This is a genomic window from Dolichospermum planctonicum, assembly GCF_005402965.1.
GTDB classification, from domain to species: Bacteria; Cyanobacteriota; Cyanobacteriia; order Cyanobacteriales; family Nostocaceae; genus Dolichospermum; species Dolichospermum planctonicum.
Genome location: NZ_BJCF01000006.1, coordinates 73057 through 97763, shown reverse-complemented (window position 1 = coordinate 97763; position 24707 = coordinate 73057). Strand labels below are relative to the sequence as shown.

Here is a 24707-nt window from a genome sequence, read left to right as displayed (position 1 = left end):
ACTGGACACATCCTTATCCGTAGCAATTAACTATGACATTCATATTGCATGAAGTTGAAAAGTCTCCTCTGATTTTATCTGCTGAAATTCCTGATTCTTTACGTTTAGTCATAGAGATAATTCAGTCATATTCCTATGCAGAATTATATGAAGAGAAAAACATTCAGGGAATAAGTTTAGAAGATTCTTTAATCACAGTATTTGATGCAATAGAAAAAGAAAAAAATAGTTTAGATATAAGTTATGGCTATTTCTTTATGGCTATAGTTATGGGAATCGCTGTACAACCAACGATTAAAAGTTATTTACCTCGTGAGACAATAACTGGTAATATATTTCAGTATCTTTTTCAAAATTGGATATATCCTCAAGATAATTATCAGCCAAATTTAAACGTTTCATTTAAAGTATTTTCAATAATTAAGTCATGTTCACAACCTGCTTTACGAATTAAATTCGCACAAACCTCATTAATAACTTGCGTACTAATATAGGACTTACATAAGATGTGGCTGAACACCTTATTCTTGTGTAGGGGTAATTCATGAATTACCCCTACTTTCGGTTCTTTTTGCGTAAGTCCTGTAATAATTAAGTTTTCTTGACTTGTTACCCTTGTAGCTATTTTCTGCTTTTGTATTGCACTGGAATCAGTGGAATTTAATATAAAGCGATATAGCCAAATATTGGAATCAATAAAACATCGCATCATTTCACCAGCGCTCATTTGCTTCCTCTCTGGTGAGTGGCTTGAACCCTGATATTTGCATGGGATTTGCTGTTAACTGGGCGATAATACCCGTTGGTGGAAAGTGTTTCTGTGTTGGTGCAGGTTGCAAAATCACGATTTGCACTATTTCGGCGCTGCATATTTGTTCTTGATACTCAACGGGAATTTCAATTTTGCCGTTGTTTACCTTAGCTTGAAATTGTGTGTTTATACTCATACTTAAAGCTGTAGTAAGCCTACCCGACTGATTTCGATGAAATAGCCCCTTCTGCAATTATAACTACTATCCCTCTGCCAATTCCCCAAGGTGCGTTAAAATCTTAATATCTTCTTTAATATCTTCATCTTAGGTAATATCAATTCTCAAGTATGACTACTTACAAGCAACTCCAGGATTACATCAAAACTAAACATCAGGTAACAGTTAAAACCTGTTGGATTGCTCATGCTAAAGAACAGTTAGGACTTGCAATTAAAGCATCTCAACGCAGTTCTCAAGGAAAACCAAGAGTTTATCCTTGTCCTCCAGATAGATTGCCATTAATTAGAGAAGCTTTTGAACACTTTCATCTTTTATAAAGATTCAATAATAATATGAGCAGCGAAATTGTAATTGTCCGTACAGGTATCCCACCGGAACAACTAGATAAATATGCTGATGATTTGACAAGGCTTCATGAAACACCTGAAGGTTTACGCACCTTAGCCGTTTTAGGGAAAACCTTTCTATCCCCAAATAATTTCCATATTTAAAATAAATCCTGGTAAAATATTTTCACCTGATAATTCTTGAGGAAAGTCTAATATTTCTACTGGTTTACCAAGACGATAAATTTCAACTTGACCCATTTTCCGATTAATTAACCAACCTAATTTAACTCCATTATTCATATATTCCTGCATTTTTGCCCGTGTTTCTGGCAAACTATCACTGGGTGACATTAATTCTAAAACAAAATCTGGAGCAATTGGTGGAAATTTTTCCTGTTCTTCTAGTGTCAGTGTATCCCATCTATCTTTTTTTATCCAAGCAACATCAGGAGAACGATTTGCACCATTGGGAAGTTTAAAACAAGTGGAAGAATCGAAACAAACTCCTAATTTAGTTTGACGATTCCAAAACACAAAATCTGCTGCAACTTCCACATTACGTTTTCCTGTTTCTCCTCCTGTTGGTGACATAATCAATATTTCTCCTTTGGTATTGCGTTCAAATTTGACTTCAGGATTTTCTCGACAGAGTTGATAAAATTGGTTTTCGGTAAGTTGGATAATGGGGTTTAAGTTGACTGTGATAGCTGTCATAATCAATCTCCTTGAGGATGATATCAACCTTAACTAAATTATAGAATCAATTTCATTTTAACACTTTACTTAACAAATCCCGATGTAAAAAAGCTCCATTTACTAAAGATTGAATTTTCGTATCTGACAAGGATTCACCATGATGATAATAATCAATCCAAGTTTTACTAATTAACTCTACATCCTCTGGTAAATCTTTTAAATCCCAACCAGGTATTTTTAGATCTTCCATTAAATGATTGACTTTAGGATCATAACTCAATGCAAAACAACGAGAACCTTCACTAGCGGCCATAATTAAACTATGTAAACGCATTCCTATGGACATTTCTACACCGCGAAATACACCTTTTAAAATTTGTGGATCTTCGGAACAAATAACTCTACTCACATCTTGTAATTGAGTATGAATTTTTTCCGCAATTCCTAGATCTTCACTTTTTTGAAATGGCAATAGTAAAATAAAGGCTTGAGTTTCTTTTTGCAAATTAACTAAGGCTTGAGTTAAATTTGTTAACCGATTTTCTGTTAATTGAGGATGATTTCTTAAAGTCACCGCAATTCTCGGTTTTGGTAACTCTGCTAGTTCCGGTACTGGCTTTGATTTTAACGCCCAAACCGGGTCAGGGGCAAGGATATGGGGTATACTCCAATCTGATAATAACCGAGAACTAGCAACGTCGCGCACACTGATTTGAGTACAACCCGCAAAATTCTGCTGGGCTAAAAATCGAGTTTGGGAACGCAACAAAGGACCTATACCCTGTCCCCAAGCCACAGTTTTCAAACCCATAACTTGAGCTAAAGCCATCAATCCGCCATAATAAAAAGGGCTAATAGTGCTAGTAGCATCTTGCATTAAACTACCACCACCCCAAACAAAAGCATCACAAGAACGCAAAGCCTTGAAGACGGAGAAAAATGCCATACGATTGTAACATTCCACACCGTAATGACGATGGGTTTCTTCAGGATTTCCAGAAAGCACCACAGGAGTAACATCTAGTGGTAACATTTGCAGGAGTGTGGCTAACAAAGCTTCATCACCACCATTACCCTTACCGTAATACCCAGACAATAAAACCCGCATTTTCGCCATTTTAGATTCTAGATTTTAGATTAATTATGCACGTACTTTCAATTCCCACCTGGATAATTCATATTTCCAGCGTCATTGAGTGGATAACCGCAATATGGCTAATTTGGATATATGGTGAACTGACAAAAAATCGGAGTTGGTGGGGATTGTCCTTTGCTATGTTACCAGCTTTAATTAGCGCAATGTGTGCTTGTACTTGGCATTATTTCGACAATTCCCAAACCCTAGAATGGTTAGTCACCTTACAAGCTACCATGACATTAGTTGGTAACTTTACCCTTTGGGCGGCAGCTTATATAATTTGGCGTTCTACCAAACCTACAAGCCCCATGAAGACACAAACCATCAAATCACAACAATGATATCAAAAGAAACCCTCTTTGCCCTTTCTCTTTTTCCCTATTTGGGTTTCCTGTGGTTTATCAGCCGCAGTCCACAAATGCCACGGTTAGCCCTATATGGATTTTACGGCACATTGGTATTTGTCGCCGTCACTATTCCCGCTGGTATTTACGCCAAAGTGCAGTATGGAGAACAATTAGCCAATGTAGACTGGTTACATGGCAGCGCAGAAGCCTTTTTAACCCTGGCTAACATCTTACTAGTCTTAGGCTTCCGCCAAGCAGTACAGGAATTAGGGAACAGGTGACAGGTGACAGGTGACAGGGAACAGGTGACAGGGAACAGGGAACAGGTGCTACGCCACGGGGACAGGGAACAGGTGCTACGCCACGGGGACAGGGAACAGGTGCTACGCCACGGGGACAGGGAACAGGTGCTACGCCACGGGGACAGGGAACAGGTGCTACGCCACGGGAACAGGGAACAGGGAACAGGTGACAGGTGACAGTTAACGGACAACGGAGAACGGACAAATTATGGAAGTAATACCCGCAATTGATTTACTAGCAGGTCGCTGTGTGCGACTATATAAAGGAGACTATGCACAATCCCAAGTATTTAGCGAAAATCCCGTAGAAGTTGCGAAAATGTGGGCTGACCAAGGCGCGACCAGATTACACTTAGTTGATTTAGATGGCGCAAAAGCTGGTAAAATAGTTAACTTGGCCGCCATTGCAGCCATTAGAAATAATCTTTCCATACCCATTGAAGTTGGGGGCGGATTGCGCGATCGCTCCAGTGTGGTAGAATTATTCAATCTGGGAGTAGATTGGGCAATTCTGGGAACTGTCGCGGTTGAACAACCCCAACTAGTCCAGGAACTCTGTCAAGAATTTCCTGAAAAGATTATTATTGGTATAGATGCCCGTAACGGCTTAGTTGCTACTCGTGGTTGGTTAGAAACCTCATCAGTATTAGCCACCCAACTAGCAGTACAAATGCAGGAATTAGGGGCAGCAGCGATAATTTATACTGATATAAACAGAGACGGAACATTACAAGGACCAAATTTAGACGCATTACGAGAACTTGCTGCGGCCATTTCCATACCCGTAATTGCTTCTGGTGGTGTAAGTTCTGTTACTGACTTATTAAGTTTATCAGCTTTAGAACCCCAAGGTGTAACAGGTGTGATAGTGGGTAAAGCCTTGTATACTGGTAATATTATCCTCAAAGAAGGATTACAGGCCATTGGACCGGGGAGAATACAAGATATACCACCAGATTTTGGTATTTCTAGCTTTGCTTAGTATCACACTATATTAAGAGTTTCACCCCAGATCCCTAAATTCTCTGAGAAGTCAGGGGTCTAAACCTGGCAATTAAATTAGTTATAATTAGTCAATAAGTTAGTAGTTTTATGCCAAGAAAAAGCCAAGGTTGGGTAACATTTCAAATATCTGAAGAAGAACGCCAGATTTTAGAAGAATTTTGTCAAAATTCCCAACGTACGAAAACAGAAATTTTACGGGAATTAGTCCGGGGACTTAGGAAATATTCATCACCATTATCATTATCAAATATCCAGGAAAAACCAGAAATTAACAACTCTGAATTTGAAATTGTTAGTGCTAAGAAACCATTAAAAGTCAGTTCCCGTAATGTTCTCAAGGGAGTTGTGAAACGAGTCACCACAGGAACTATAAATACGGAAATAACCTTAGAAATTGTTCACCGAGTTGAATTAACTTCAATGATTACTAGAGTTTCCGCAGAGGAGTTAGAATTATCTGAAGGGACGGAAGCCTATGCTGTGATTAAATCTAATGATATTGTCATTGCAAAGGATTAGAAAGACTGGTTTCAAAATTCAGATATTGGACTTCTTGGAGAAGTCCGGGATATTTTTGTGTACTAAACTTCTACTTTTACACCTTTCCAGAAAGCAATATAACCTTCGATATTTTTAGCTTTCTCTTTGGTGCTAGGATAGTACCAAGCAGCATCTTTATTAACTTGACCATCAACTTGAATACTATAATAATTAGCAACTCCTTTCCAAGAACAAGTGCTGTGGGTGCTGCTGTCTTGAAAATATTCCTTCTTGATAGAGTCAGCAGGGAAATAATGGTTTCCTTCCACAACTACGGTATTATCGCTTTCGGCTAGAATAGCACCATTCCAAATTGCTTTCATGATTTGAGTTTAAAAAAGTTAACAATTTATATTCTGACATTTTTTAGGGGAATTGTGTTAGTATTGGCGAGAAACTGAGGATAGCAGCTAAAAACAGCCTTTCCACAGCCAAAACAACCTTGATTTTTAGTATCCAACTTACTTTAAATTAAATTTATGGAATTGATAATAACTACAGCTATTGCAACTGCTATTGCTACAATAGGCATGAAATCTCTGGAAAAGATAGGTGAAAATACTGGTGATATTATCTGGGGAAGAGTAAATCAATTAATCAATAAGTTACGTCAGAAGAAGTTAGCACCACAATTAACTGCGGCTGTGGACGAAAATAAAGTCCAGGAATTACATTATGATCAAGCTGTAAAAGAATTAACAGAAGCTATGCAGGACGAGGAAATTAAACAAGCGGTTTTAGATTTGGAAAGTTCAGTGAATACTGATACCTCAAAGACTGCTGAAGAAATTAAAAAGAAAGCAGAAGAAATTAAAAATCACCCTTCAGTTATTAATAATAACACAAAATTGGCAGAAATAATAAACGCAGAAAAAGGATCAACTGTTGCCCAAAACGTTAATATTACTAACCAACATAATCATTACAATTGACTAAACTCGTCTGAAGGGGAAGGTCGGACAAAGTTACCCCCCATTGACTGGAAAAAAATCTGCCGCGAAAAGTTGCAAGAACGGCAAAAATTAACCACAAATCCCCTTACTTGCGCTGAGGGGGTAACTTTTAAATTGCCAGATATTTATATAGAAATGGGTTTAGTAGAACGGAAAAAACAACCCAAACAGGATCATAATCAAAATATTCCTCCAGAACAAGGTTCAGCACTTTATCAAGAGACAGAAATAACTCAAAAATATGAACATAATGAATTTTTAACCCAAGTTTTTCACAAGAAAGATACTAAAAAAAGTCAAGGTAAACGCATTACGATTATTGGTGAACCGGGAGCAGGTAAAACTACATTACTACAAAAAATTGCTGATTATTTATCTCGGGAAAGTTCAGAATCAATTATTATTTGGGTATCTTTAGCAGAGTTAGAAAATGGAAAATTAAAAGATTATTTAGATGGGATTTGGTTACGGAATGCTGTTGAGAGAAGTAAAATATCAGAAATTACAAAAGACATTAAAGATGATTTTATTGCCCAATTTAATCAAGACAAAGTATGGTTATTATTAGATGGTTTAGATGAAATGTCTACAAAATCTGTTTCCGGTAATATCTTAACAGATATTGCTGGACAAATTCAGGACGGTGGATATATTAATCAAGCGCGAATAGTTTTAACTTGTCGGTTAAATTTATGGGATGGTGGTAACAATAAACTTTATGATTTTGATACCTATAGAACTTTAGATTTTTCTTATCCTGAACAGGTAGAACAGTTTATTAATAACTGGTTTACTTCTCAACAAGAAGCGGGTAGAAAGTTATGTAAGACTTTAAAAGAAGCTGGTAGAGAACGGATTCAAGATTTAGTTAAAAATCCTCTGCGGTTAACACTACTTTGTTTAAATTGGCAAGGAAGAGAGGCAAAGTTACCAGATACACAAGCAGAATTTTATCAGCAATTAGTTGATAATTTTAACGGATGGAAACAAGATGAATTCGCGCAAATAAGCAAAACACAACGTCAAAAACTGATTACTGATTTAGGTAAATTAGCAAGGGAAGCAATAGATCAAGCAACCTCTCGTTTCCGCTTGCTGGATGGGTTCGTTAAAAAGTTTTTAGGTGATGATAAACTAACATTAGCCCTAAAATTAGGTTGGCTTAATCGGATTGGCACAGATATAAAAGAAAAACCTGTTTATGCTTTTTTCCATACCTCATTTCAAGAATATTTGGCAGCAACAGCAATTAATGATTGGGATTTCTTCTTACCGAAAACCCATAAAAATAAACCCATAGAGGCACAAAAATACCGCATTTTTGAACCTCAGTGGAAACAAACCATATTGTTATGGCTGGGCCGTGAAGATGTAGATGAAAGTGAAAAAGAGTCGTTTATTCAAGCTTTGATAAATTTTCAAGATGGCTGTGTAAAATATCAGGGTAAAGGTTTTTATGGATATCGAGCCTATTTTTTAGCTGCTGGGGGCATAGCCGAATTTAAACATTGTTCTCAAGCAGATCAAATAGTCAAGCAGATTATTAATTGGAAATTCGATAATAGTGTTAGTAATATTCATGATCAAGCAGATGTAGCCCTAAAAGAAACAGACCGGCAAAAAGCGATCGCAGCCTTGGTAAAATTAATCAACACATCAAAGCATTCATATACCCGTAGTTTGGCGGCTGAAAACTTAGGGAAAATAGACCCTGGTAATGCAGATGCGATCGCAGCTTTGGTAAAATTAATCAACACATCACAGGATGAAGATACCCGTTGGCGGGCGGCTAATAGCTTAGGGAAAATAGGCGTTGGTAATCCAGATGCGATCGCAGCTTTGGTAAAATTAATCAACACATCACAGGATGAAGATACCCGTTGGCAGGCGGCTGATAGCTTAGGGAAAATAGGCGTTGGTAATGCAGAACCGATCGCAGCTTTGGTAGAATTAATCAACACATCACAGGATAAATATACCCGTTTGCAGGCGGCTGAAAGCTTAGGGAAAATAGACCCTGGTAATGCAGAAGCGATCGCAGCTTTGGTAGAATTAATCAAGACATCAGAGGATGAATCTACCCGTTGGCAGGCGGCTGATAGCTTAGGGAAAATAGGCGTTGGTAATGCAGAACCGATCGCAGCTTTGGTAAAATTAATCAACACATCACAGGATAAATATACCCGTTGGCGGGCGGCTGTTACCTTAGGGGAAATAGGCGTTGGTAATGCAGATGCAATCGCAGCTTTGGTAGAATTAATCAAGACATCAGAGGATGAATCTACCCGTTGGCAGGCGGCTGATAGCTTAAGGAAAATAGGCGTTGGTAATCCAGATGCGATCGCAGCTTTGGTAAAATTAATCAACACATCACAGGATAAATATACCCGTAGGCGGGCGGCTGTTACCTTAGGGGAAATAGGCGTTGGTAATCCAGATGCGATCGCAGCTTTGGTAAAATTAATCAACACATCACAGGATAAATATACCCGTAGGCGGGCGGCTAATAGCTTAGGGGAAATAGGCGTTGGTGATCAATCTATGGTAATTAAAGCCATAAGTGGTTATCAGCTAACTGATGAACATTATCAACTCATTGGGAAAATCGCTCAAAATATGGTTTACCCCAAATTTTATCAGGCTTGGCATCAACCTTCCTCTTTTACTCGTTCATTCCGCACTGTCAAAAACATTTTCTACATTTTCTATAGTATTTTCTAGAGATAGAAAAACTTCTTAGTTTTACCAAAATTACTCAAACCAATCTTCACCTCCCGGTAATTCTGCTAAATAATTATCAATCATCTTTGCTAACTCTTTAGGTTGATGTTCATAAGTTAACAACAAAAGATTTTCCGCAAAATCAATTAATTCTTTTTCTTGTAATCTTTGAGAAACTTGACTCGGTTTTAAAGTCCCACCAAAAATCTCCGCACTAGCGGGACGAATTGCCATTTCTAGAGATTCTGCTAAATATTCACCCCATTGATCAGATTTAATATAATAGGATTTTTGATGATCTTTAATATTCAATTTGGCAATTTGAATCACAGAATCAGAAATTGAAGCAATCCAAGAATTAGTTAAACGCTGTTCAATTTGATTTTTAATCAGATGAATAACCAACCTGACTAAAAAAGCTTCTATTTTTCGCAAAGTTCCCTGTTTGCCCATATCCTCCAAATCATCAATAATTTCTAAGGCATCATCATAACGCCCTTCTAAGATACTTTGTCTTAATTCCATTAATTCTTGCGTCATGTTTATTGACCTTACTTGGTAGCAGTTATTAGTTGATTTTGTACTTTTGATGTTCTATAATAACCCATATTGGTACATATCTAGTTAAGGCTGCTAATGGGTAATCAGTAATTGGTTATCAAATCCCTATTTTCATCCTGTTAATCCTTTTATCCTGGATATCCTGATTCTGACATTTTCCTATCTATAAATTCTAGCGTTCCCCATTCCCCAAGGTGCGTTAAAATTTTAATATCTTCATCACAACTCAGACACGCGACAACCATCTACCATGCTTCAGTACCCCCACTTAGAACAAGCCCTAAAACATCATTTTGGTTACGATCAATTTCGTCCTGGACAAAGGCAAATTATTGAAGATGCCCTACAAAATCGTGATTTAATGGTAATTATGCCCACCGGTGGGGGTAAATCTCTGTGCTTTCAACTACCTGCACTTTTAAAACCAGGTTTAACAGTGGTAGTGTCACCATTAATAGCCTTAATGCAAGATCAAGTAGAAGCACTGAGAACTAATAACATTTCTGCCACATTTCTCAATAGTAGCCTGAATGCTTATAAGGTTCGCTCTCGTGAAGAAGCGATCATGAATGGTAAAATAAAATTACTTTATGTTGCTCCTGAACGTTTGATTAGCGAGCGATTTTTGCCGCTTTTAGACGTAGTTAAGGAAAAAGTGGGAATTTCTACCTTTGCCATAGATGAAGCCCATTGTGTGTCAGAATGGGGGCATGATTTCCGTCCAGAATATCGGCAATTAAGACTACTGAGAAAACGTTATCCAGATGTACCGACGGTTGCACTAACTGCTACCGCTACAGATAGGGTTAAAGCCGATATTATTGAACAATTAGGATTAAAACAACCAAGTATTCATATTGCCAGTTTTAACCGCCAAAATCTTTATTATGAAGTCCGTTCTAAAAGTAACCGTGCTTACGCTGAAATATTAGAAATTGTTAAAGAAAATGAAGGTTCAGGAATTATCTATTGTTTAACTCGCAAAAAAGTTGATGAACTAACTTTAAAATTACAAAATGATCAAGTTTCAGTTTTACCTTATCATGCTGGTTTAAGTGATGAAGAAAGAACGAAAAATCAAACTCGATTTATTCGGGATGATGTGCGGGTCATGGTAGCGACAATTGCTTTTGGAATGGGTATTAATAAGCCTGATGTCCGGTTTGTGATTCATTCGGATTTACCTCGAAATTTAGAAAGTTACTATCAAGAATCTGGCCGCGCTGGTAGAGATAATGAACCTTCTAAATGTACATTATTTTTTAATTATGGTGATATTAAAACTATAGAATGGAGTATTAATCAAAAAACCGATCCTCAAGAACAATTAATAGCTAAACAGCAATTAAGACAAGTTATAGATTATGCAGAGGGGACAGACTGTAGACGCACAATTCAATTAAGTTATTTTGGGGAAAGATTTCCGGGAAATTGTGGTAATTGTGATAATTGTCGTTATCCTAAACCTGTACAAGACTGGACAATTGAAGCCATGAAATTTTTATCTTGTGTAGCTAGATGTAAGGAAAGATTTGGAATGTTACATATCATTGATGTATTAAGAGGTGCGAAAAATCAGAAAATTGTCGTTAATAAACATGATCAACTTTCTACCTATGGAATTGGTAAAGATAGAACATTAGACGAATGGAGAATGCTAGGAAGATCACTATTACATCAAGGTTTATTAGAACAAACTAGCGACGGTTATTCAATTTTAAAACTCAATGCTTTAAGTTGGGAAGTGATGCGAAAACAACGACCAGTTTCTATTGCTGTTCCCATAGCGCAAAAAATGACTTGGGAAGATGGAAATAATAAACCTGTAGATGTGGAAATTTTAACTCAAAAATTGCGATCGCTTCGTAAACAACTCGCAGATGAACAAGCTATCCCACCCTACATGATCTTTCAAGATTCTACCCTCAAATTAATGGCACAAATTCAACCTAAAACATTAGATGAATTTGGTAAAATTTCCGGTGTTGTTAGTTATAAACTATCTCAATATGGCGAAAAATTCTTAGCAGAAATTCAGGCCTATCGTCAAGAACAAGGTTTACAACAAAATCCCATTAATCGAGTTAATTCTTCATTCTATTCTGACTCACCATCTGATACAGAATTAACTACATTAGAGTTATATAATCAGGGTTTTAGTATTGAAGAAATCGCCCAAAAACGCAATGTTAAAACTGGTACAATTATCAATCATCTCTCCAATTTAATTGAGAAAAAACAATCTTTAGATATCAGTCAATTAGTACCTTTAGAACGTCAGAAAAAAATCTGGCAAATTTTAGAAATTGTTGGTGATATTTCCCTCACACCCCTTCGAGAAAATTTAGGAGCAAGCTACAGTTTTGACGAAATTCGTTTAGTTAGGGCGAAATGGCGACGAGAAAAACATAAATCTACTCAAGATGATATTGACTTTTAGTTTCCCCGCTGTTTCTTGGAGATAAAGCTAGAGATAGCAGCTTAGGCAAAAACAAACAAATAGCAGCATTTATTAGCGTGAGCAATATACCCTGAATTAAAGTCATAGATAACCTTCCCTTATAACTATCTTTGATAACTACATCTTTATTTTGCCTTACAAACACTAGCTTTGAGCAACTTCTAGTTTTTAAATATCTTTTATATTACATAAGTAAATCAAATACTTTTAACCCGCAAGTTCCCCATTCCCTTGTTGCTTATGAATAGCAATCCTGTATAATTTGTGAAAGTTTATGTTTTGATCTAAAATTATGAAGAGCGCAGAGAAAAAAGAAAGATATTCACAAATAACACAAGGACTGCTACTACTCACCAATATTCCCTTTAGCTAAGAGAACACTGAGAACAAAAACGCGGTCTGAACTTACAGAACTGACTACCCGTTAAGGTGTAGGTTGTACAATAAGGGAAACTAGTTATTTCTTTGGCGGGTTTACAAGTGGAGGCGACGGACAATGGTTGAGACTGTTTAGGTTTACGAACCGAAACCATAGATAATAGCTTAGGCAAAGTTAAACAAGCCCCAGCGTTAATGATTGTCAGCAATAATACATCCATCACATCTATAGGGAATCACCCCCAGGCGAAACGACATCAGAACGTTTTAGTTAAAAATACTAAAATATATGGCAACATTAGGCAATGCACGAAGACTTAACCATAGTATTTAGTCTATATAAAATCAGTTTAGCATAGAATTTTGTAGATAGAAACCAACAGAAACTTTTATCAATTAATATGTAAACTGAATCTGAACTACCATGATTAATTGCATTTAACAATAGCATTTATGACAAATAATCAACCTGCAACTTCTTTCTTAACCAACATTTCTGAACGAGAACGTCTTGCATTACAGAGTTTAGTAGATTACACAAATGTAGAGTTATTACCGGAAATTTGGCCTTTGGCTGCCAAGCGATTTGGTGATATTATCGCCTTGTATAACCCCCATTCTCAACCAGAAGTAAAAATTACTTATAGTCAGCTTACAGAACAAATTAACCAATTTGCAGCGGGTTTACAAGCATTAGGCGTAAATACAAATAATAGCGAAAATCTTCCCTACGGAGAACGAGTTTCCTTGATTGCGGATAATAGTCCGCGTTGGTTTATTGCGGACCAAGGTATCATGACTGCTGGGGCTGTAAATGCAGTTCGTAGTTCTCAAGCGGAACGAGAAGAGTTACTTTATATTATTTCCCATAGTGGCAGTACATCTTTAGTAGTTGAGGATCTCAAAACTTTAAATAAATTAGGGGAACGCCTGAACGAATTAGCGATTAAACTGGTAGTTATACTTTCTGACGAAATACCACCCGCAGAACTAAAATTTCCAGTAGTCAACTTTTCCCAGTTACTAGAAATTGGTAGCAATCATACATTAGTAGCAAATAAGTATAGTGCAGAAACCTTAGCAACATTAATTTACACTTCTGGTACTACGGGAAAACCCAAAGGTGTAATGCTCTCCCATAAAAATTTACTACATCAAGTTACAACCTTGGGAACGATTGTGCAACCAGAAAAAGGGGATACAGTCCTGAGTATTTTGCCCACATGGCATAGTTATGAACGCAGCGGTGAATATTTCTTGCTTTCTCAAGGTTGTAGCCAAATTTACACTAATTTGCGTTCTGTTAAAAATGATTTAAAGAAATTTAAACCTAATTATATGATTGCTGTCCCAAGACTATGGGAATCAATTTATGAAGGCGTGCAAAAGCAATTCCGAGAACAACCAGCCAAAAAACAAAGCTTGGTGAAGTTTTTGCTAGAAATCAGCCAGAAATATATTGAATCACGGCGTATTTCCCAGGGATTGAGTTTAAATCACATTAATGCTGGAATGATAGAGCGTTTTCAAGCCAAAATAGTCGAATTGGCATTATTAGCGATTCATATACTAGGGGAAAAATTAGTTTATCACAAAGTACGAGAAGCAACAGGCGGTAAAATCAAGCACGTTATTAGTGGAGGTGGGGCGCTTCCCAAACATATAGATAACTTCTTTGAAATTGTTGGTGTTGAGATATTACAGGGTTATGGGTTAACAGAAACATCACCAGTAACTAATGCTCGTCGTCCTTGGCGTAATTTACGTGGTTCTTCGGGACAACCAATTGCTGGTACAGAAGTGAAAATTGTCAACCCAGAAACTCGTCAACCCCTACCAGCAGGGGAACGGGGTTTAGTCCTTCTCAAAGGACCACAAATCATGCAAGGCTATTATCAAAATCCTCAAGCCACCAATAAAGCCATAGACCCCCAAGGTTGGTTTGATAGCGGTGATTTAGGCTGGGTAACGCCCCAAAATGACCTAGTATTAACAGGGAGGGCAAAAGACACCATTGTTTTAAGCAACGGCGAAAATATCGAACCTCAGCCCATAGAGGACGCTTGTTTGCGATCGCCCTATATTGACCAAATTATGTTAGTAGGACAAGATCAAAAAAGTATTGGTGCCTTAATTGTCCCTAACTCAGAAGCCTTAGCAAAATGGGCAGAAACTCAAAATCAGATCCAAAATCAAATAAATGATAGTCAAAAAATTGACTTAGAGAGTAAAATAGTTCAGGATCTGTTTCGTCAAGAATTAAATCGTGAAGTTCAAAACCGTCCCGGTTATCGAACCGATGATCGTATTGGACCATTTAAACTAATTTCGGAACAGTTTTCAATTGAAAATGGCATGATGACACAAACCTTGAAAATTCGTCGTCACATTGTGATGGAACGATATGGCGATACTATTAACGGAATGTTTGCCAAATAATTCCCGAAATCGCAAATTGTTTTTACCAACTTTCAGATTTCAGAAACCATTGGAGAAACAGGAAACAGAAAAAAAATATTTTTTCCATTCCTGAAAACATAGTATCAGTCTCCTAACTGAACTCATCTCCATACTACAAACTATTGAAGAGTGAACGGACAATTTTTATGGATGTTTCCAACCCTCAATTGCTTTTAAAACGCCCGATTAATGTGAAAGCGATAGTTACCCCTCTCTGGAAAGAGGAAGTACACCAGCAATTACAAGTTCAAATTAATCAAATTGACCAACAACTGCAACAATTAGATATTGAAGGGCAAAGAGCAATTACCGCTATTCAAAAACAGAGTCTTCAACCACCAGGACCTCAGACACTCCAACAAATTGACAACGTTCAACTCCAAGTTAATCAAAAGAAAAGTGAACTTCTAGAACAGAAAAATCAAATGCTGCAAAACCTCCAGCAAGTACAATTGTTGGAATTAGATGAAGAAGTCAATCAATTTCAATTGGAAAGCTTTTTCCGCATTGAAATTGGTGATAACTTAATTAGTAAAATGCAGGTTGAAGTTGTCCTTCGTGACGGCATTGTCGAAGAAATTCGCGGAGACATCTAAACATGATACTAAAAATACCCCACCTCCCTAAGAAGTAGGGTATTTTTGTTCAAGAGGATGATAGATTAGGGGATTAATGCTGAGTAATTTAACGTGAGATGTAGTTTGAGTGGGTATAAAGCAGAGAAACTTAATTATACCACCAATAATGGCTTTTTTTTAGATACGAAAAAGTGGTAATTTTGGAATGTTCATCAGCGGTACATAACTATATAGTTATTATCAGTGAGTAAACAATACCAGAACTTATGTAACTGGCACATTGGTAAAGTGCATCAGATATCAACAATCCGTTTATTTGCCAGATTTTTGCAGTCTGATGCACCCTACAATACATTTTTGGTGTAACACTTGCGTAAGAGGATGTTTTAAAAGTCGTATCCTGTAATTTTAATCACATTTTTACTGCCCGTTAAGGGGGGTTAGGGAGGTGTCAAAAATATTTGATACATCAATCATGACTTTTCAAACACCTTCTCAGCAATCCCATGGGTTATCACCTTTTTTACACCAGATCAACACCTGTAACTAACCTATTCTAGAAAAGGAACATTAACCTAAATGAATAATATCAGAGAAAGTATTAATTTCTTCTTTTTCTCTTTAGTCAGAAATTTTATCAAATTTTTCAGTCGAGTTAAGTTGAGTGGGAAATCCTTAAATAGCAGTGATGTAACTGGTCTATTACCAATCATCGGTTATGGTCTTGTAATTATGTCATTCATAGACTTTATCTCTGTTGCTGCGGAGCTTAAACTGCAAAACTTTGAAAGTGAACTTAATTCCATTAGCGCGTTCACTGAACACAGTTGGATTTTTCTGATTGGTTTGGGGTTGATTTTTACTCGCTATTTTAGCGAAAATCAATATGATATCCGCTATCCAGAAATTATTTTTCAAAGAATTATTCGCTGGGTAATCCTATTAATGGGAGTCGCATTTTTCCTAGCAATTCCCCTGGTTTTTGTAAATACAGGACGTTTATTAAAATCAGTAAATGAGCAAATAATTGAACAGCAAAAGGGCAATCTTGAACAAATAGCTCAAATCGAAAAGGGTCTCAATTCTGGTCTTACCAAAGCACAAATCCAAATTCTTGGTAGGAATATCAACCTGACCCCAGAGGAATTAAAGTTACCAGATCCTCAGATCAAAGATTCAATTAAACGAAACTTACTCATTGGTAAAACAAGAATTACCGAAGCGGCAAATGAAGCCAAAAGACAACAATTTAGGAGCAGATGGAAAAATAGTTCTAGAACAATTATTGCTCTTCTCATTCTTAGTTTTACCTTTGTGATTGTTTGGTTCAAAATAGGACAGGTTTTTTAAAATGTTACAGATGATGTTAACAATCAAACGTAAAATAGAAAGATTCAGGAAAGTTAACTTATCAAATCATACTTTCCTACTCCTATTCATCTTTGGATTGATTTCTGCAATTAACCTCACACTTTATTGGCGAGTTGAACAAAATTTCAATCAATGGTTCTTGGAACTAACACTATATGGAAGTATCCTATGGCATCTTTACCAGAAACGCTATGATCTCACCTTGGTTAGTGTATTTCCAGCTAATTTTATTGGTTGTTGTTTGATCATCATTCCCTACCTCAATGCAAATTTTTCAGTCCAAGAAATCTCTATTTTCTGGTATTTTCTGCCGTTAATCACTTCCGTAGGTTTCGCTTTATTGGCATCGGGATTTCAGGGAATTAAACAATTTCGCCGATATTTAGTAATTACTGCCATATTTCCCTTGGTTGAAATCTTGGTAAAATTATTGGGAATGCTAATTAAGATTACAGTCATTTCTGCTAAATTCACCTCTTTTCTTTTATGGTACTTGGGCTTTGATTCCACTACTCAAGGCGCTCTTGTTTCTGTTAATAATGGGACAATTGATGTTTTGTCAGAATGTACAGCAATACCACTTCTAATCTTGCTATTAAAAGCTTCTTTTCTGTTAATCATTCTTTTTCCCTCTTTCCTGAAAAATATTTATTTGCCCTTTATCCTCTCAGTGGTTATTAGTGGGGTTTGTTCCGTTATCCGGTTGGCTATTATCGCCCTTGTAGTTACAGATAAACCTGCATTTAATTATTGGCATGGTTCTCAAGGTGGTGATATCTTTGCTTTACTCTCGTTCCTATTGTTTGGGCTTATTATTCTCTTGCTATCACCTAATCATCAAATTCCATCATCACTGTCAAAAGTTACATCTCATAAATCCCAACCATTATCTTATTCAAATCTAATCATAGGTATTAGTTTGAGCATCATTTTATCTAATTTTTCTCTCCATACCAGTGCTGGCTTGAGTAAAGCCACTGTCTATCATTTTCCCCAGCAAATTCCTCTCCCCGGTTGGCAATTAACCACTAGTGAACCTGTTTCTGGATCTCAAAAACAGAATAATCTCCCGCAACAGACTACAGGTATTGAAGCTGATAACAAGCAAGAAATATTATCAGGACAAATTTATCATTACCAAAGCTCTGGACAGAGTTTAACTGTCAATTTATACTACATACCTTCTAGTTTAGGGGATATCCAATCCTACTATGAGCAATTTAGTTATCTACCTGATTTACCTAAGCTAATAAAGCCTCTGGAAAAGGTTAACCCTAAGGGACATCATTTACAGTTCTCCTCTGGGGAAAACCACTATTTAACAGCCTGCATTAATTCCATGGGAAAAAGTACAGTCACAATATCTCAATTCACTGCCTATTTTTATCGTCCTTACCTCAATCCCTCTCAATGGTTGAATCTCCTCAACGGTAAACAGACTCCCCGTGACAGACGCTGTGTCTGGGGGCAACTTTCCTTGGCTAAATCTGATGGTAGTGGGGCTGAATTGGAGGCTGTTTGGCAGGCTTTATTATCCTATTGGCAGGATAATTTCCCTAAGTTGAAAACCTAGACCAAAAGATGGGAGGGGGTTGACAATTGATTTTAAATATGTTAGAGTAGAAAAGACAAGGAAGAACTATCATAAAAAATTAAGGATTTCAGAATCGCTGACTATGACATAGTTGGTTAAGTTTGATGTAAAAAACGGATTTTTATCTTTGGCAAAAAATCACCAACTTGACCACAAAACTGTTAGAATCCATAAATTAAAGTCCATATATTATTTATTGATTCTGAAACCACCATTATGAGCATTAACGAAGTATTTATGCCGGCGCTGAGTTCCACCATGACCGAGGGCAAAATTGTCTCCTGGGTCAAATCGCCGGGGGATAAAGTGGAAAAAGGCGAAACGGTGGTGGTTGTCGAGTCAGATAAGGCTGATATGGACGTAGAAACCTTTTATGAAGGATATCTAGCCCATATCATCGTTGCCGCTGGTGAAACCGCCCCAGTGGGCGCAGCGATCGCTTATATTGCCGAAACAGAAGCAGAAATACCTACAGCCAAGTCCTTAGCTAACGCAGGCGGTGCTGCTGCATCTTCCGCACCCGCCCCCACACCTGTAGCCGCTGCTGCAATTGCCACTCCTGTCACCACATCTCAAAATGGTTCTAACCATCAACCAGGTCGGGTAGTAGTTTCACCTCGCGCCCGTAAACTAGCCAAAGAACTGAAAGTTGATTTAAATACCCTTAAAGGTAGTGGTCCTTACGGTCGCATTGTCGCTGAAGATATAGAGGTTGTTGTCGGTAAAGTGCAGCCCGCTACCACCTTTGTTGTTACTCCCCCCGTTGTCACCCCTGCCCCTGTAACTGCCCCAGCCCCAGTAGTCACACCTGTACCCACACAGGTGGTTACTAGTTCTGTTCCTGGTCAAGTAGTACCATTCACTACCTTGCAAAATGCCGTAGTTCGCGGCATGGTAGCCAGTCTATCTGTACCTGTATTCCGTGTTAGTTACACAATCAGCACCGATGGATTAGATAAACTTTACAAGCAAATTAAATCCAAAGGTGTGACAATGACGGCACTACTAGCCAAAGCTGTAGCCGTAACATTACAAAAACACCCCATTCTTAATGCCAGTTATTCAGACCAGGGCGTTGTTAATCACTCTCATATTAATATTTCCGTAGCAGTCGCCATGGATGACGGCGGATTAATTACACCGGTTTTACAGAATGCAGATGCAATTGACATCTATTCTTTATCTCGCAATTGGAAATCTTTAGTGGAACGCGCGAGAACAAAACAGTTACAACCAGCAGAATATAACAGCGGTACTTTCACCCTTTCTAACTTGGGAATGTTTGGTGTAGATACCTTTGATGCGATTTTACCTCCTGGACAAGGTTCTATTTTAGCCATTGGTGCATCACGTCCCCAAGTAGTAGCCACAGCCGACGGGTTATTTGCTGTGCGTCAACAAATGCAAGTTACTATTACCTGTGATCATCGCATTATTTACGGTGCTGATGCTGCTGGATTCTTGCAAGACTTAGCGAAGTTGATTGAAACCAATCCCCAATCTTTGACGATGTAATACTTATTATTGGTATTATTGGTAATCCAGTTCCCTTCCTTTGCGGGGAGGGGCTAGGGCTGGGTTTTCGTGACTACACCGGGGATCTATAAAAAATATAAACATATACAAATTCCAGATTCTAAGAACTAACATAAAAACAAACTATTAATTAAAAATTAGCGCGTGTTATGACAACCAAAAAACAATTCAATAGCTTTGAAGAAATGCTATCCGGTTCAGATTTACCCGTCTTAGTAGACTTTTATGCTGAATGGTGTGGCCCTTGTCAAATGATGGTACCAATTTTAGAACAGGTCAACAACCAATTAAAAGACAGATTACGGATTGTCAAGATTGACACAGAAAAGTATGGAAATCTAGCAAGTCAGTATCAAATTTCAGCTTTACCAACCTTGGTACTATTTAAACAAGGTCAACCCGTGGGCAGAATTGAAGGTGTTATGGAAGCACAACAGCTAGTAGAACACCTGAAATCACGGCTTTAGTATAGTTTCCCAAATTAGAGATGGGAAATTCTGCGTCTCTCTAAGCTGTACTGCATTTAATTTGTATAGTTATAGCGGGCAAGATGCCCGCACCACAAGATTTAGCCAGATTATAATTGTACAATCAATTTAGCTGCGTAACAGCTTATTACAGCAGTTTTCACTCTATTTCTTCCTTTGCCTCTTGGTGCGAAGCATCTTGCCTCCTTGCAAATGCTATTCTAATTTAGATAGTTATAATTCCTGATTTTGAATTGTTGACCTAATGCGGTAATCTTCCATTAAGACTAATAATCGATCGAAATTTTCAAAGCTAAAATACAGGTATTACTTAACTACAACTTAGTATGAAATTCAATGTCACGATTGATCGAGATGAAGATGGTGTCTGGATTATTGAATGTCCTAGTATTCCTGGTTGCATTAGTCAGGGAGCAACAAAAGAAGAGGCTTTAGAGAATATTCAAGATGCGATTTCTGCTTGCTTACAGGTTAGGGCAGAGATTGGCTTGCCATTGACTATTGAAACTAAACAAGTAGAAGTCTTAGTATAGTTATGGCATCAAAATTACCTGTTCTGAGTGGACAAGAAGTAGTTCGTACTTTTGAAAAGCTGGGCTGGCGATTTGCACGCCAAAGTGCAAGTCATATAATTTTGGTCAAAGAAGGTGAAATGGTAACTTTGTCTGTTCCTGATCATCATGAGGTGGCAAAAGGGACTTTACGTGGACTGATACGAACTGCTGGGTTAACAGTAGAAGAATTTATTGCCGCTGTTTAAATATATGGTATAGATTGCTTGTAGCATTGACTATTGATTTTATGGGAATTAATTTATATGTTGTCTCGTTCTCTTCGTCAATTAGTGGATGGTTTTTGTTACCACGTTACGACTCGTTGTAATAATCGTGAGTTTAATTTATACAGCTTTTTTGGAGTTAGGTAACTCTTTAGATGATTGTGCCAAACGCTACAAAGGTTTTTGCCAGCGATATAAACCACCAAAAAATAAACAAGAAAAATGTAGCAACAGGGGAGTCGGTTTTTGACGAGTTTAGGCATCAACAATTAGCAACGCCCAAGGTCGGGACTAAACACAAAACGTCACCTCAACAATTGTCCCTGCCGTTTTTGGTGGAGTGCCAGGTATCCAAAACCGCTGTCCAAGGATGTGGAAAAATTTATCCTAGGGAACCGCTACATCAGGGTTGGGAGCGCCGGTTTTTGATTCTATGCTTCTTCTAGCTTTCCATCTTGCGGCCAAGACGAAAGCGCCGACTACTGCGGGAATGATACCTCCGTCGAAGTCAAAAGGGACGGAGGGACGGGGGTGGGGGGGCGCATCTTCGGTCTACGATCATAAAATAAACGTACGCCCAGTACGCCCCTAAGGAAAAGGATAATAGGGTTAGTTTGAATAGTTATAGTCGTCATAGAAGGCGGAATAGGCGAATTTGGTAGAAACAGGTAGTTGTTGTGTGGGGAACTCTGGTTGTGGTAGAAACAAATATAAGTAATCAGTAACAACCTGGTAGGCTGCGTTTTGATCGTCCCACCAAGGAGTACTCTTGATCCTGTCTTGATTGTCAAGATAAGTTCCTTGAATGGTTGTCACATCGTATGGAGTTCCATTTACAGTTAATACCACCGCCTTAGCAGGAGACATTAAAGCAAGGACACCAGCAGCAGCACTACCAACAACTAAAGGCAAAAGACGAGATAGAGTAAATTTTCCCATACAACTATCTATGATGAAATCTTCTACTACTAATTTTATATCACACACACGCACCCATATTTTAACTATTTACTATTCATAGTTTTTGCGGGCGCACAGACGGAACTTGGGTGAAAATCAATGACAGTTTGCGAGATAATTACGAGATACCAGTCCATCATAAGCCATAATCGTAATCGCAATAAGTGTAATTACCTCTTGCCTCTTACCTCTTGCCTCTTTCTAAATGCTATCCTAGTTTAGCAAGTAGCAATGCTGTTGCTAAAATGCCTCTAATTCCTGATTTAATGATGACTATTATATTATTGGATTGTTGACTTGATTTAGCACTAAACCAAAATCAGCCTTATTATATCATAATAAATCTACAAAACACGCAACGGGAGACGAGTAACGCATGGGCAAGGTAGTTGGCATCGACTTGGGGACAACCAACTCAGTAGTCGCCGTCATGGAGGGTGGCAAGCCGGTGGTGATTGCCAATGCAGAAGGAATGCGAACAACCCCCTCCGTCGTTGGCTTTAGTAAAGAAGGTGAAAGGGTTGTAGGGCAAATGGCTAGACGGCAAACCGTCCTTAATCCCCAAAATACCTTTTTTGCGGTAAAACGCTTTATTGGGCGCAAATATGGGGAATTAAACCCGGATTCTAAGCGTGTTCCTTACACTATCCGTAAAAATGAAATTGGCAATATTAAAGTTGCTTGTCCTCGGCTGAATAAGGAATTTTCCCCGGAAGAAATTTCGGCCATGGTGTTGAAAAAATTAGCTGATGATGCTAGTCGTTATTTGGGTGAACCTGTTACTGGGGCTGTGATTACTGTTCCTGCTTATTTTAATGATTCTCAGCGTCAAGCTACCCGTGACGCGGGTAGAATTGCAGGTTTAGATGTTTTACGCATTCTCAATGAACCCACAGCCGCAGCTTTGGCTTACGGATTAGATCGAGGTGATATGGAAACTATCCTCGTTTTTGATTTGGGTGGGGGAACTTTTGATGTATCCATTCTGGAAGTGGGAGACGGCGTATTTGAGGTTAAGGCTACTAGTGGAGATACTCAACTCGGTGGTAATGATTTTGATAGAAAAGTGGTTGATTGGTTGGCGGAACAGTTTTTAGAAGCAGAAGGGGTAGACCTAAGACGCGATCGCCAAGCGTTGCAAAGACTAATGGAAGCCGCAGAAAAGGCTAAAATAGAACTTTCCGCAGTCAGCGTCACTGATATTAATTTACCTTTTATTACTGCCACGGAGGATGGTCCAAAACACCTAGAAAGCCGCTTGACGCGATCGCAATTTGAGGGTTTATGTGTAGACTTGTTAGGTAGATTAAGAACACCAGTAAAGCGGGCATTAAAGGATGCCGGACTCTCTCCGGTAGATATTGAGGAAGTTGTTTTGGTCGGTGGTTCTACTAGGATGCCTATGGTAAAACAGCTAGTTCAAGACTTAATTGGCATCGAACCCAGCGAAAACGTTAATCCTGATGAAGTTGTCGCTGTCGGTGCGGCTATTCAGGGCAGTATTCTCGCTGGTGAAACTAAGGATGTTTTGCTATTAGATGTTACACCCCTATCTTTGGGTTTGGAAACCATTGGCGGTGTGATGAAAAAACTTATACCGAGGAATACAACGATCCCAGTTCGTCGTTCTGACATCTTTTCTACTTCGGAAAATAATCAAAACAGCGTAGAAATTAACGTGGTTCAGGGTGAAAGGGACATGGCCACAGATAACAAGTCTTTGGGACGGTTTAAACTTTATGGTATCCCCCCAGCACCAAGAGGTATTCCCCAAGTTCAAGTATCTTTTGATATTGATGCTAATGGTATTTTGCAGGTAACAGCCTTAGATCGTACTACGGGCAGGGAACAAAGCATCACCATTCAAGGCGCTTCTACTTTAAGCGAGTCCGAAGTTAATAGAATGATTCAGGATGCTCAAAAATACGCCAATGTTGATAGACAACGGAAAGAACGAGTTGAAAAACGTACCCGGTCTGAAGCTTTAATATTACAAGCAGAACGGCAATTACGCGAACTAGCGTTAGAAATGGGAATGCAATTCGCTCGTAACCGTCGTCAACGCATTGATAATATTTGTCGCAATTTACGGGAAAGTTTACAAGCTGATGAAGATCGGGGTATTGATCAGGCTTATGCTGATTTACAAGATGCTCTTTATGAACTGAATAGAGAAGTCCGTCAGTATTATGCTGAAGATGAAGATGATGATCTATTCGGTGCTATCCGTGACATCTTTGCTGGTGAAAAAGAACCGGAACGAGATGTTTACAGAGATAATTATAGAGATAATTATCGGGAAAGAAATTCATCTAACCGAGGTGTTAACAGAGATAATGGGAGAGAAAATCGTTCTCCCAATTATGAAAGTCGTCCCACCCGCACTAAACGCCCCAGTTACCAAGATAATTGGGATGATGATGATGATTGGCTATAAGCTGATTTTGGATTTTGGACTCGGTATCTTTGATCTAAAATCTAATTTTTCATATTTGTAGGGACAGTAACAAGTATAAGCA

25 protein-coding genes are annotated in these 24707 nt (G+C 38.2%); 19 read left to right on the top strand and 6 right to left on the bottom strand.

Going from position 1 to position 24707, the window contains the following annotated elements:
• The first annotated feature begins 32 nt into the window (after window positions 1–32).
• Window positions 33–494 (top strand): hypothetical protein, encoded by a 462-nt coding sequence (locus FFO06_RS04745; protein WP_236097064.1) that lies wholly within the window; start codon window positions 33–35, stop codon window positions 492–494.
• Window positions 495–713: 219 nt separating this feature from the next.
• On the opposite strand, the gene FFO06_RS04735 is transcribed toward FFO06_RS04745, so the two are convergent.
• Window positions 714–947: a hypothetical protein gene (locus tag FFO06_RS04735; protein ID WP_137906991.1), complete on the bottom strand. Its 234-nt coding sequence runs from the start codon at window positions 945–947 to the stop codon at window positions 714–716.
• Window positions 948–1099: 152 nt separating this feature from the next.
• Between FFO06_RS04735 and FFO06_RS04730 the strand changes: the two genes are divergently transcribed.
• Window positions 1100–1309, top strand: coding sequence for a hypothetical protein (locus FFO06_RS04730; protein ID WP_137906990.1), 210 nt, complete (start codon window positions 1100–1102; stop codon window positions 1307–1309).
• Window positions 1310–1324: 15 nt separating this feature from the next.
• Window positions 1325–1483: a hypothetical protein gene (locus FFO06_RS21090; protein WP_162501173.1), complete on the top strand. Its 159-nt coding sequence runs from the start codon at window positions 1325–1327 to the stop codon at window positions 1481–1483.
• On the opposite strand, the gene FFO06_RS04725 is transcribed toward FFO06_RS21090, so the two are convergent.
• Both FFO06_RS04725 and csaB read right to left on the bottom strand, forming a co-directional pair.
• Window positions 1457–2035: a Uma2 family endonuclease gene (locus FFO06_RS04725; RefSeq protein WP_137906989.1), complete on the bottom strand. Its 579-nt coding sequence runs from the start codon at window positions 2033–2035 to the stop codon at window positions 1457–1459. The genes FFO06_RS21090 and FFO06_RS04725 overlap by 27 nt on opposite strands.
• A gap of 52 nt (window positions 2036–2087) precedes the next feature.
• Window positions 2088–3134, bottom strand: coding sequence for a polysaccharide pyruvyl transferase CsaB (gene csaB / locus FFO06_RS04720; RefSeq protein ID WP_137906988.1), 1047 nt, complete (start codon window positions 3132–3134; stop codon window positions 2088–2090).
• A 26-nt stretch (window positions 3135–3160) separates the two neighbouring features.
• Here csaB and FFO06_RS04715 point away from each other — a divergent pair, with 26 nt between their 5' ends.
• From FFO06_RS04715 to FFO06_RS04695, 4 genes are all read left to right on the top strand, one after another.
• Window positions 3161–3496 (top strand): DUF2499 domain-containing protein, encoded by a 336-nt coding sequence (locus tag FFO06_RS04715; protein ID WP_137906987.1) that lies wholly within the window; start codon window positions 3161–3163, stop codon window positions 3494–3496.
• Window positions 3493–3783: a DUF3593 domain-containing protein gene (locus tag FFO06_RS04710; protein ID WP_137906986.1), complete on the top strand. Its 291-nt coding sequence runs from the start codon at window positions 3493–3495 to the stop codon at window positions 3781–3783. The genes FFO06_RS04715 and FFO06_RS04710 overlap by 4 nt, the downstream gene beginning before the upstream one ends.
• Window positions 3784–4012: 229 nt before the next feature.
• Complete coding sequence (gene hisA / locus FFO06_RS04700) at window positions 4013–4786, top strand: 1-(5-phosphoribosyl)-5-[(5-phosphoribosylamino)methylideneamino]imidazole-4-carboxamide isomerase (protein ID WP_137906985.1); 774 nt, start codon at window positions 4013–4015, stop codon at window positions 4784–4786.
• Between the two features lie 110 nt (window positions 4787–4896).
• The gene (locus FFO06_RS04695) at window positions 4897–5328 is read left to right on the top strand and encodes a TOBE domain-containing protein (protein ID WP_137906984.1); all 432 of its coding nucleotides are present in this window, start codon (window positions 4897–4899) and stop codon (window positions 5326–5328) included.
• A 62-nt stretch (window positions 5329–5390) separates the two neighbouring features.
• Here FFO06_RS04695 and FFO06_RS04690 read toward each other — a convergent pair whose 3' ends face one another.
• Window positions 5391–5675, bottom strand: coding sequence for a DUF427 domain-containing protein (locus tag FFO06_RS04690; protein WP_137906983.1), 285 nt, complete (start codon window positions 5673–5675; stop codon window positions 5391–5393).
• 153 nt (window positions 5676–5828) lie between these two features.
• Between FFO06_RS04690 and FFO06_RS04685 the strand changes: the two genes are divergently transcribed.
• Both FFO06_RS04685 and FFO06_RS04680 read left to right on the top strand, forming a co-directional pair.
• Window positions 5829–6281 (top strand): hypothetical protein, encoded by a 453-nt coding sequence (locus tag FFO06_RS04685; protein ID WP_137906982.1) that lies wholly within the window; start codon window positions 5829–5831, stop codon window positions 6279–6281.
• Window positions 6282–6353: 72 nt separating this feature from the next.
• Window positions 6354–9023 (top strand): HEAT repeat domain-containing protein, encoded by a 2670-nt coding sequence (locus FFO06_RS04680; RefSeq protein WP_236097063.1) that lies wholly within the window; start codon window positions 6354–6356, stop codon window positions 9021–9023.
• 30 nt (window positions 9024–9053) lie between these two features.
• Here FFO06_RS04680 and FFO06_RS04675 read toward each other — a convergent pair whose 3' ends face one another.
• Complete coding sequence (locus FFO06_RS04675) at window positions 9054–9563, bottom strand: DUF29 family protein (protein WP_137906981.1); 510 nt, start codon at window positions 9561–9563, stop codon at window positions 9054–9056.
• 271 nt (window positions 9564–9834) lie between these two features.
• On the opposite strand from FFO06_RS04675, the gene recQ reads away from it, so the two are divergent.
• From recQ to FFO06_RS04625, 9 genes are all read left to right on the top strand, one after another.
• On the top strand, window positions 9835–12024 hold the full coding sequence (gene recQ / locus FFO06_RS04670) for a DNA helicase RecQ (RefSeq protein WP_137906980.1): 2190 nt from the start codon (window positions 9835–9837) through the stop codon (window positions 12022–12024).
• Between the two features lie 852 nt (window positions 12025–12876).
• Window positions 12877–14862: an AMP-dependent synthetase/ligase gene (locus FFO06_RS04660; protein ID WP_137906979.1), complete on the top strand. Its 1986-nt coding sequence runs from the start codon at window positions 12877–12879 to the stop codon at window positions 14860–14862.
• 167 nt (window positions 14863–15029) lie between these two features.
• Window positions 15030–15479, top strand: coding sequence for a YlqD family protein (locus tag FFO06_RS04655; RefSeq protein ID WP_137906978.1), 450 nt, complete (start codon window positions 15030–15032; stop codon window positions 15477–15479).
• A gap of 561 nt (window positions 15480–16040) precedes the next feature.
• Window positions 16041–16811: an HpsJ-like protein, cyanoexosortase A-associated gene (hpsJ-A, locus tag FFO06_RS04650; RefSeq protein WP_137906977.1), complete on the top strand. Its 771-nt coding sequence runs from the start codon at window positions 16041–16043 to the stop codon at window positions 16809–16811.
• 10 nt (window positions 16812–16821) lie between these two features.
• Window positions 16822–18405, top strand: coding sequence for a cyanoexosortase A system-associated protein (locus tag FFO06_RS04645; RefSeq protein ID WP_162501172.1), 1584 nt, complete (start codon window positions 16822–16824; stop codon window positions 18403–18405).
• A 237-nt stretch (window positions 18406–18642) separates the two neighbouring features.
• Window positions 18643–19941, top strand: a complete 1299-nt coding sequence (locus FFO06_RS04640) for a dihydrolipoamide acetyltransferase family protein (RefSeq protein ID WP_137906975.1) — start codon at window positions 18643–18645, stop codon at window positions 19939–19941.
• A 170-nt stretch (window positions 19942–20111) separates the two neighbouring features.
• Entirely contained in the window at window positions 20112–20429 is a 318-nt protein-coding gene (gene trxA, locus FFO06_RS04635) for a thioredoxin (protein ID WP_137906974.1), read from the top strand.
• A 347-nt stretch (window positions 20430–20776) separates the two neighbouring features.
• Window positions 20777–20983 carry a type II toxin-antitoxin system HicB family antitoxin gene (locus tag FFO06_RS04630; RefSeq protein WP_137906973.1) on the top strand — a complete coding sequence of 69 codons (207 nt, stop codon included), beginning with the start codon at window positions 20777–20779 and terminating at the stop codon, window positions 20981–20983.
• Between the two features lie 2 nt (window positions 20984–20985).
• Entirely contained in the window at window positions 20986–21210 is a 225-nt protein-coding gene (locus FFO06_RS04625; protein ID WP_137906972.1) for a type II toxin-antitoxin system HicA family toxin, read from the top strand.
• Between the two features lie 627 nt (window positions 21211–21837).
• On the opposite strand, the gene FFO06_RS04620 is transcribed toward FFO06_RS04625, so the two are convergent.
• The gene (locus FFO06_RS04620; RefSeq protein WP_137906971.1) at window positions 21838–22221 is read right to left on the bottom strand and encodes a hypothetical protein; all 384 of its coding nucleotides are present in this window, start codon (window positions 22219–22221) and stop codon (window positions 21838–21840) included.
• A 343-nt stretch (window positions 22222–22564) separates the two neighbouring features.
• Between FFO06_RS04620 and dnaK the strand changes: the two genes are divergently transcribed.
• Window positions 22565–24625 carry a molecular chaperone DnaK gene (gene dnaK, locus FFO06_RS04615; protein WP_137906970.1) on the top strand — a complete coding sequence of 687 codons (2061 nt, stop codon included), beginning with the start codon at window positions 22565–22567 and terminating at the stop codon, window positions 24623–24625.
• Window positions 24626–24707 lie beyond the last annotated feature (82 nt).

Excerpts from the sequence above, each read along its gene's own strand:
- FFO06_RS04745 (WP_236097064.1), top strand. The coding sequence starts at position 33 with ATGACATTCATATTGCATGAAGTTGAAAAGTCTCCTCTGATTTTATCT.
- FFO06_RS04735 (WP_137906991.1), bottom strand. The coding sequence starts at position 947 with ATGAGTATAAACACACAATTTCAAGCTAAGGTAAACAACGGCAAAATT.
- FFO06_RS04730 (WP_137906990.1), top strand. The coding sequence starts at position 1,100 with ATGACTACTTACAAGCAACTCCAGGATTACATCAAAACTAAACATCAG.
- FFO06_RS21090 (WP_162501173.1), top strand. The coding sequence starts at position 1,325 with ATGAGCAGCGAAATTGTAATTGTCCGTACAGGTATCCCACCGGAACAA.
- FFO06_RS04725 (WP_137906989.1), bottom strand. The coding sequence starts at position 2,035 with ATGACAGCTATCACAGTCAACTTAAACCCCATTATCCAACTTACCGAA.
- csaB (WP_137906988.1), bottom strand. The coding sequence starts at position 3,134 with ATGGCGAAAATGCGGGTTTTATTGTCTGGGTATTACGGTAAGGGTAAT.
- FFO06_RS04715 (WP_137906987.1), top strand. The coding sequence starts at position 3,161 with ATGCACGTACTTTCAATTCCCACCTGGATAATTCATATTTCCAGCGTC.
- FFO06_RS04710 (WP_137906986.1), top strand. The coding sequence starts at position 3,493 with ATGATATCAAAAGAAACCCTCTTTGCCCTTTCTCTTTTTCCCTATTTG.
- hisA (WP_137906985.1), top strand. The coding sequence starts at position 4,013 with ATGGAAGTAATACCCGCAATTGATTTACTAGCAGGTCGCTGTGTGCGA.
- FFO06_RS04695 (WP_137906984.1), top strand. The coding sequence starts at position 4,897 with ATGCCAAGAAAAAGCCAAGGTTGGGTAACATTTCAAATATCTGAAGAA.
- FFO06_RS04685 (WP_137906982.1), top strand. The coding sequence starts at position 5,829 with ATGGAATTGATAATAACTACAGCTATTGCAACTGCTATTGCTACAATA.
- FFO06_RS04675 (WP_137906981.1), bottom strand. The coding sequence starts at position 9,563 with ATGACGCAAGAATTAATGGAATTAAGACAAAGTATCTTAGAAGGGCGT.
- recQ (WP_137906980.1), top strand. The coding sequence starts at position 9,835 with ATGCTTCAGTACCCCCACTTAGAACAAGCCCTAAAACATCATTTTGGT.
- FFO06_RS04660 (WP_137906979.1), top strand. The coding sequence starts at position 12,877 with ATGACAAATAATCAACCTGCAACTTCTTTCTTAACCAACATTTCTGAA.
- FFO06_RS04655 (WP_137906978.1), top strand. The coding sequence starts at position 15,030 with ATGGATGTTTCCAACCCTCAATTGCTTTTAAAACGCCCGATTAATGTG.
- hpsJ-A (WP_137906977.1), top strand. The coding sequence starts at position 16,041 with ATGAATAATATCAGAGAAAGTATTAATTTCTTCTTTTTCTCTTTAGTC.
- FFO06_RS04645 (WP_162501172.1), top strand. The coding sequence starts at position 16,822 with ATGATGTTAACAATCAAACGTAAAATAGAAAGATTCAGGAAAGTTAAC.
- FFO06_RS04640 (WP_137906975.1), top strand. The coding sequence starts at position 18,643 with ATGAGCATTAACGAAGTATTTATGCCGGCGCTGAGTTCCACCATGACC.
- trxA (WP_137906974.1), top strand. The coding sequence starts at position 20,112 with ATGACAACCAAAAAACAATTCAATAGCTTTGAAGAAATGCTATCCGGT.
- FFO06_RS04630 (WP_137906973.1), top strand. The coding sequence starts at position 20,777 with ATGAAATTCAATGTCACGATTGATCGAGATGAAGATGGTGTCTGGATT.
- FFO06_RS04625 (WP_137906972.1), top strand. The coding sequence starts at position 20,986 with ATGGCATCAAAATTACCTGTTCTGAGTGGACAAGAAGTAGTTCGTACT.
- dnaK (WP_137906970.1), top strand. The coding sequence starts at position 22,565 with ATGGGCAAGGTAGTTGGCATCGACTTGGGGACAACCAACTCAGTAGTC.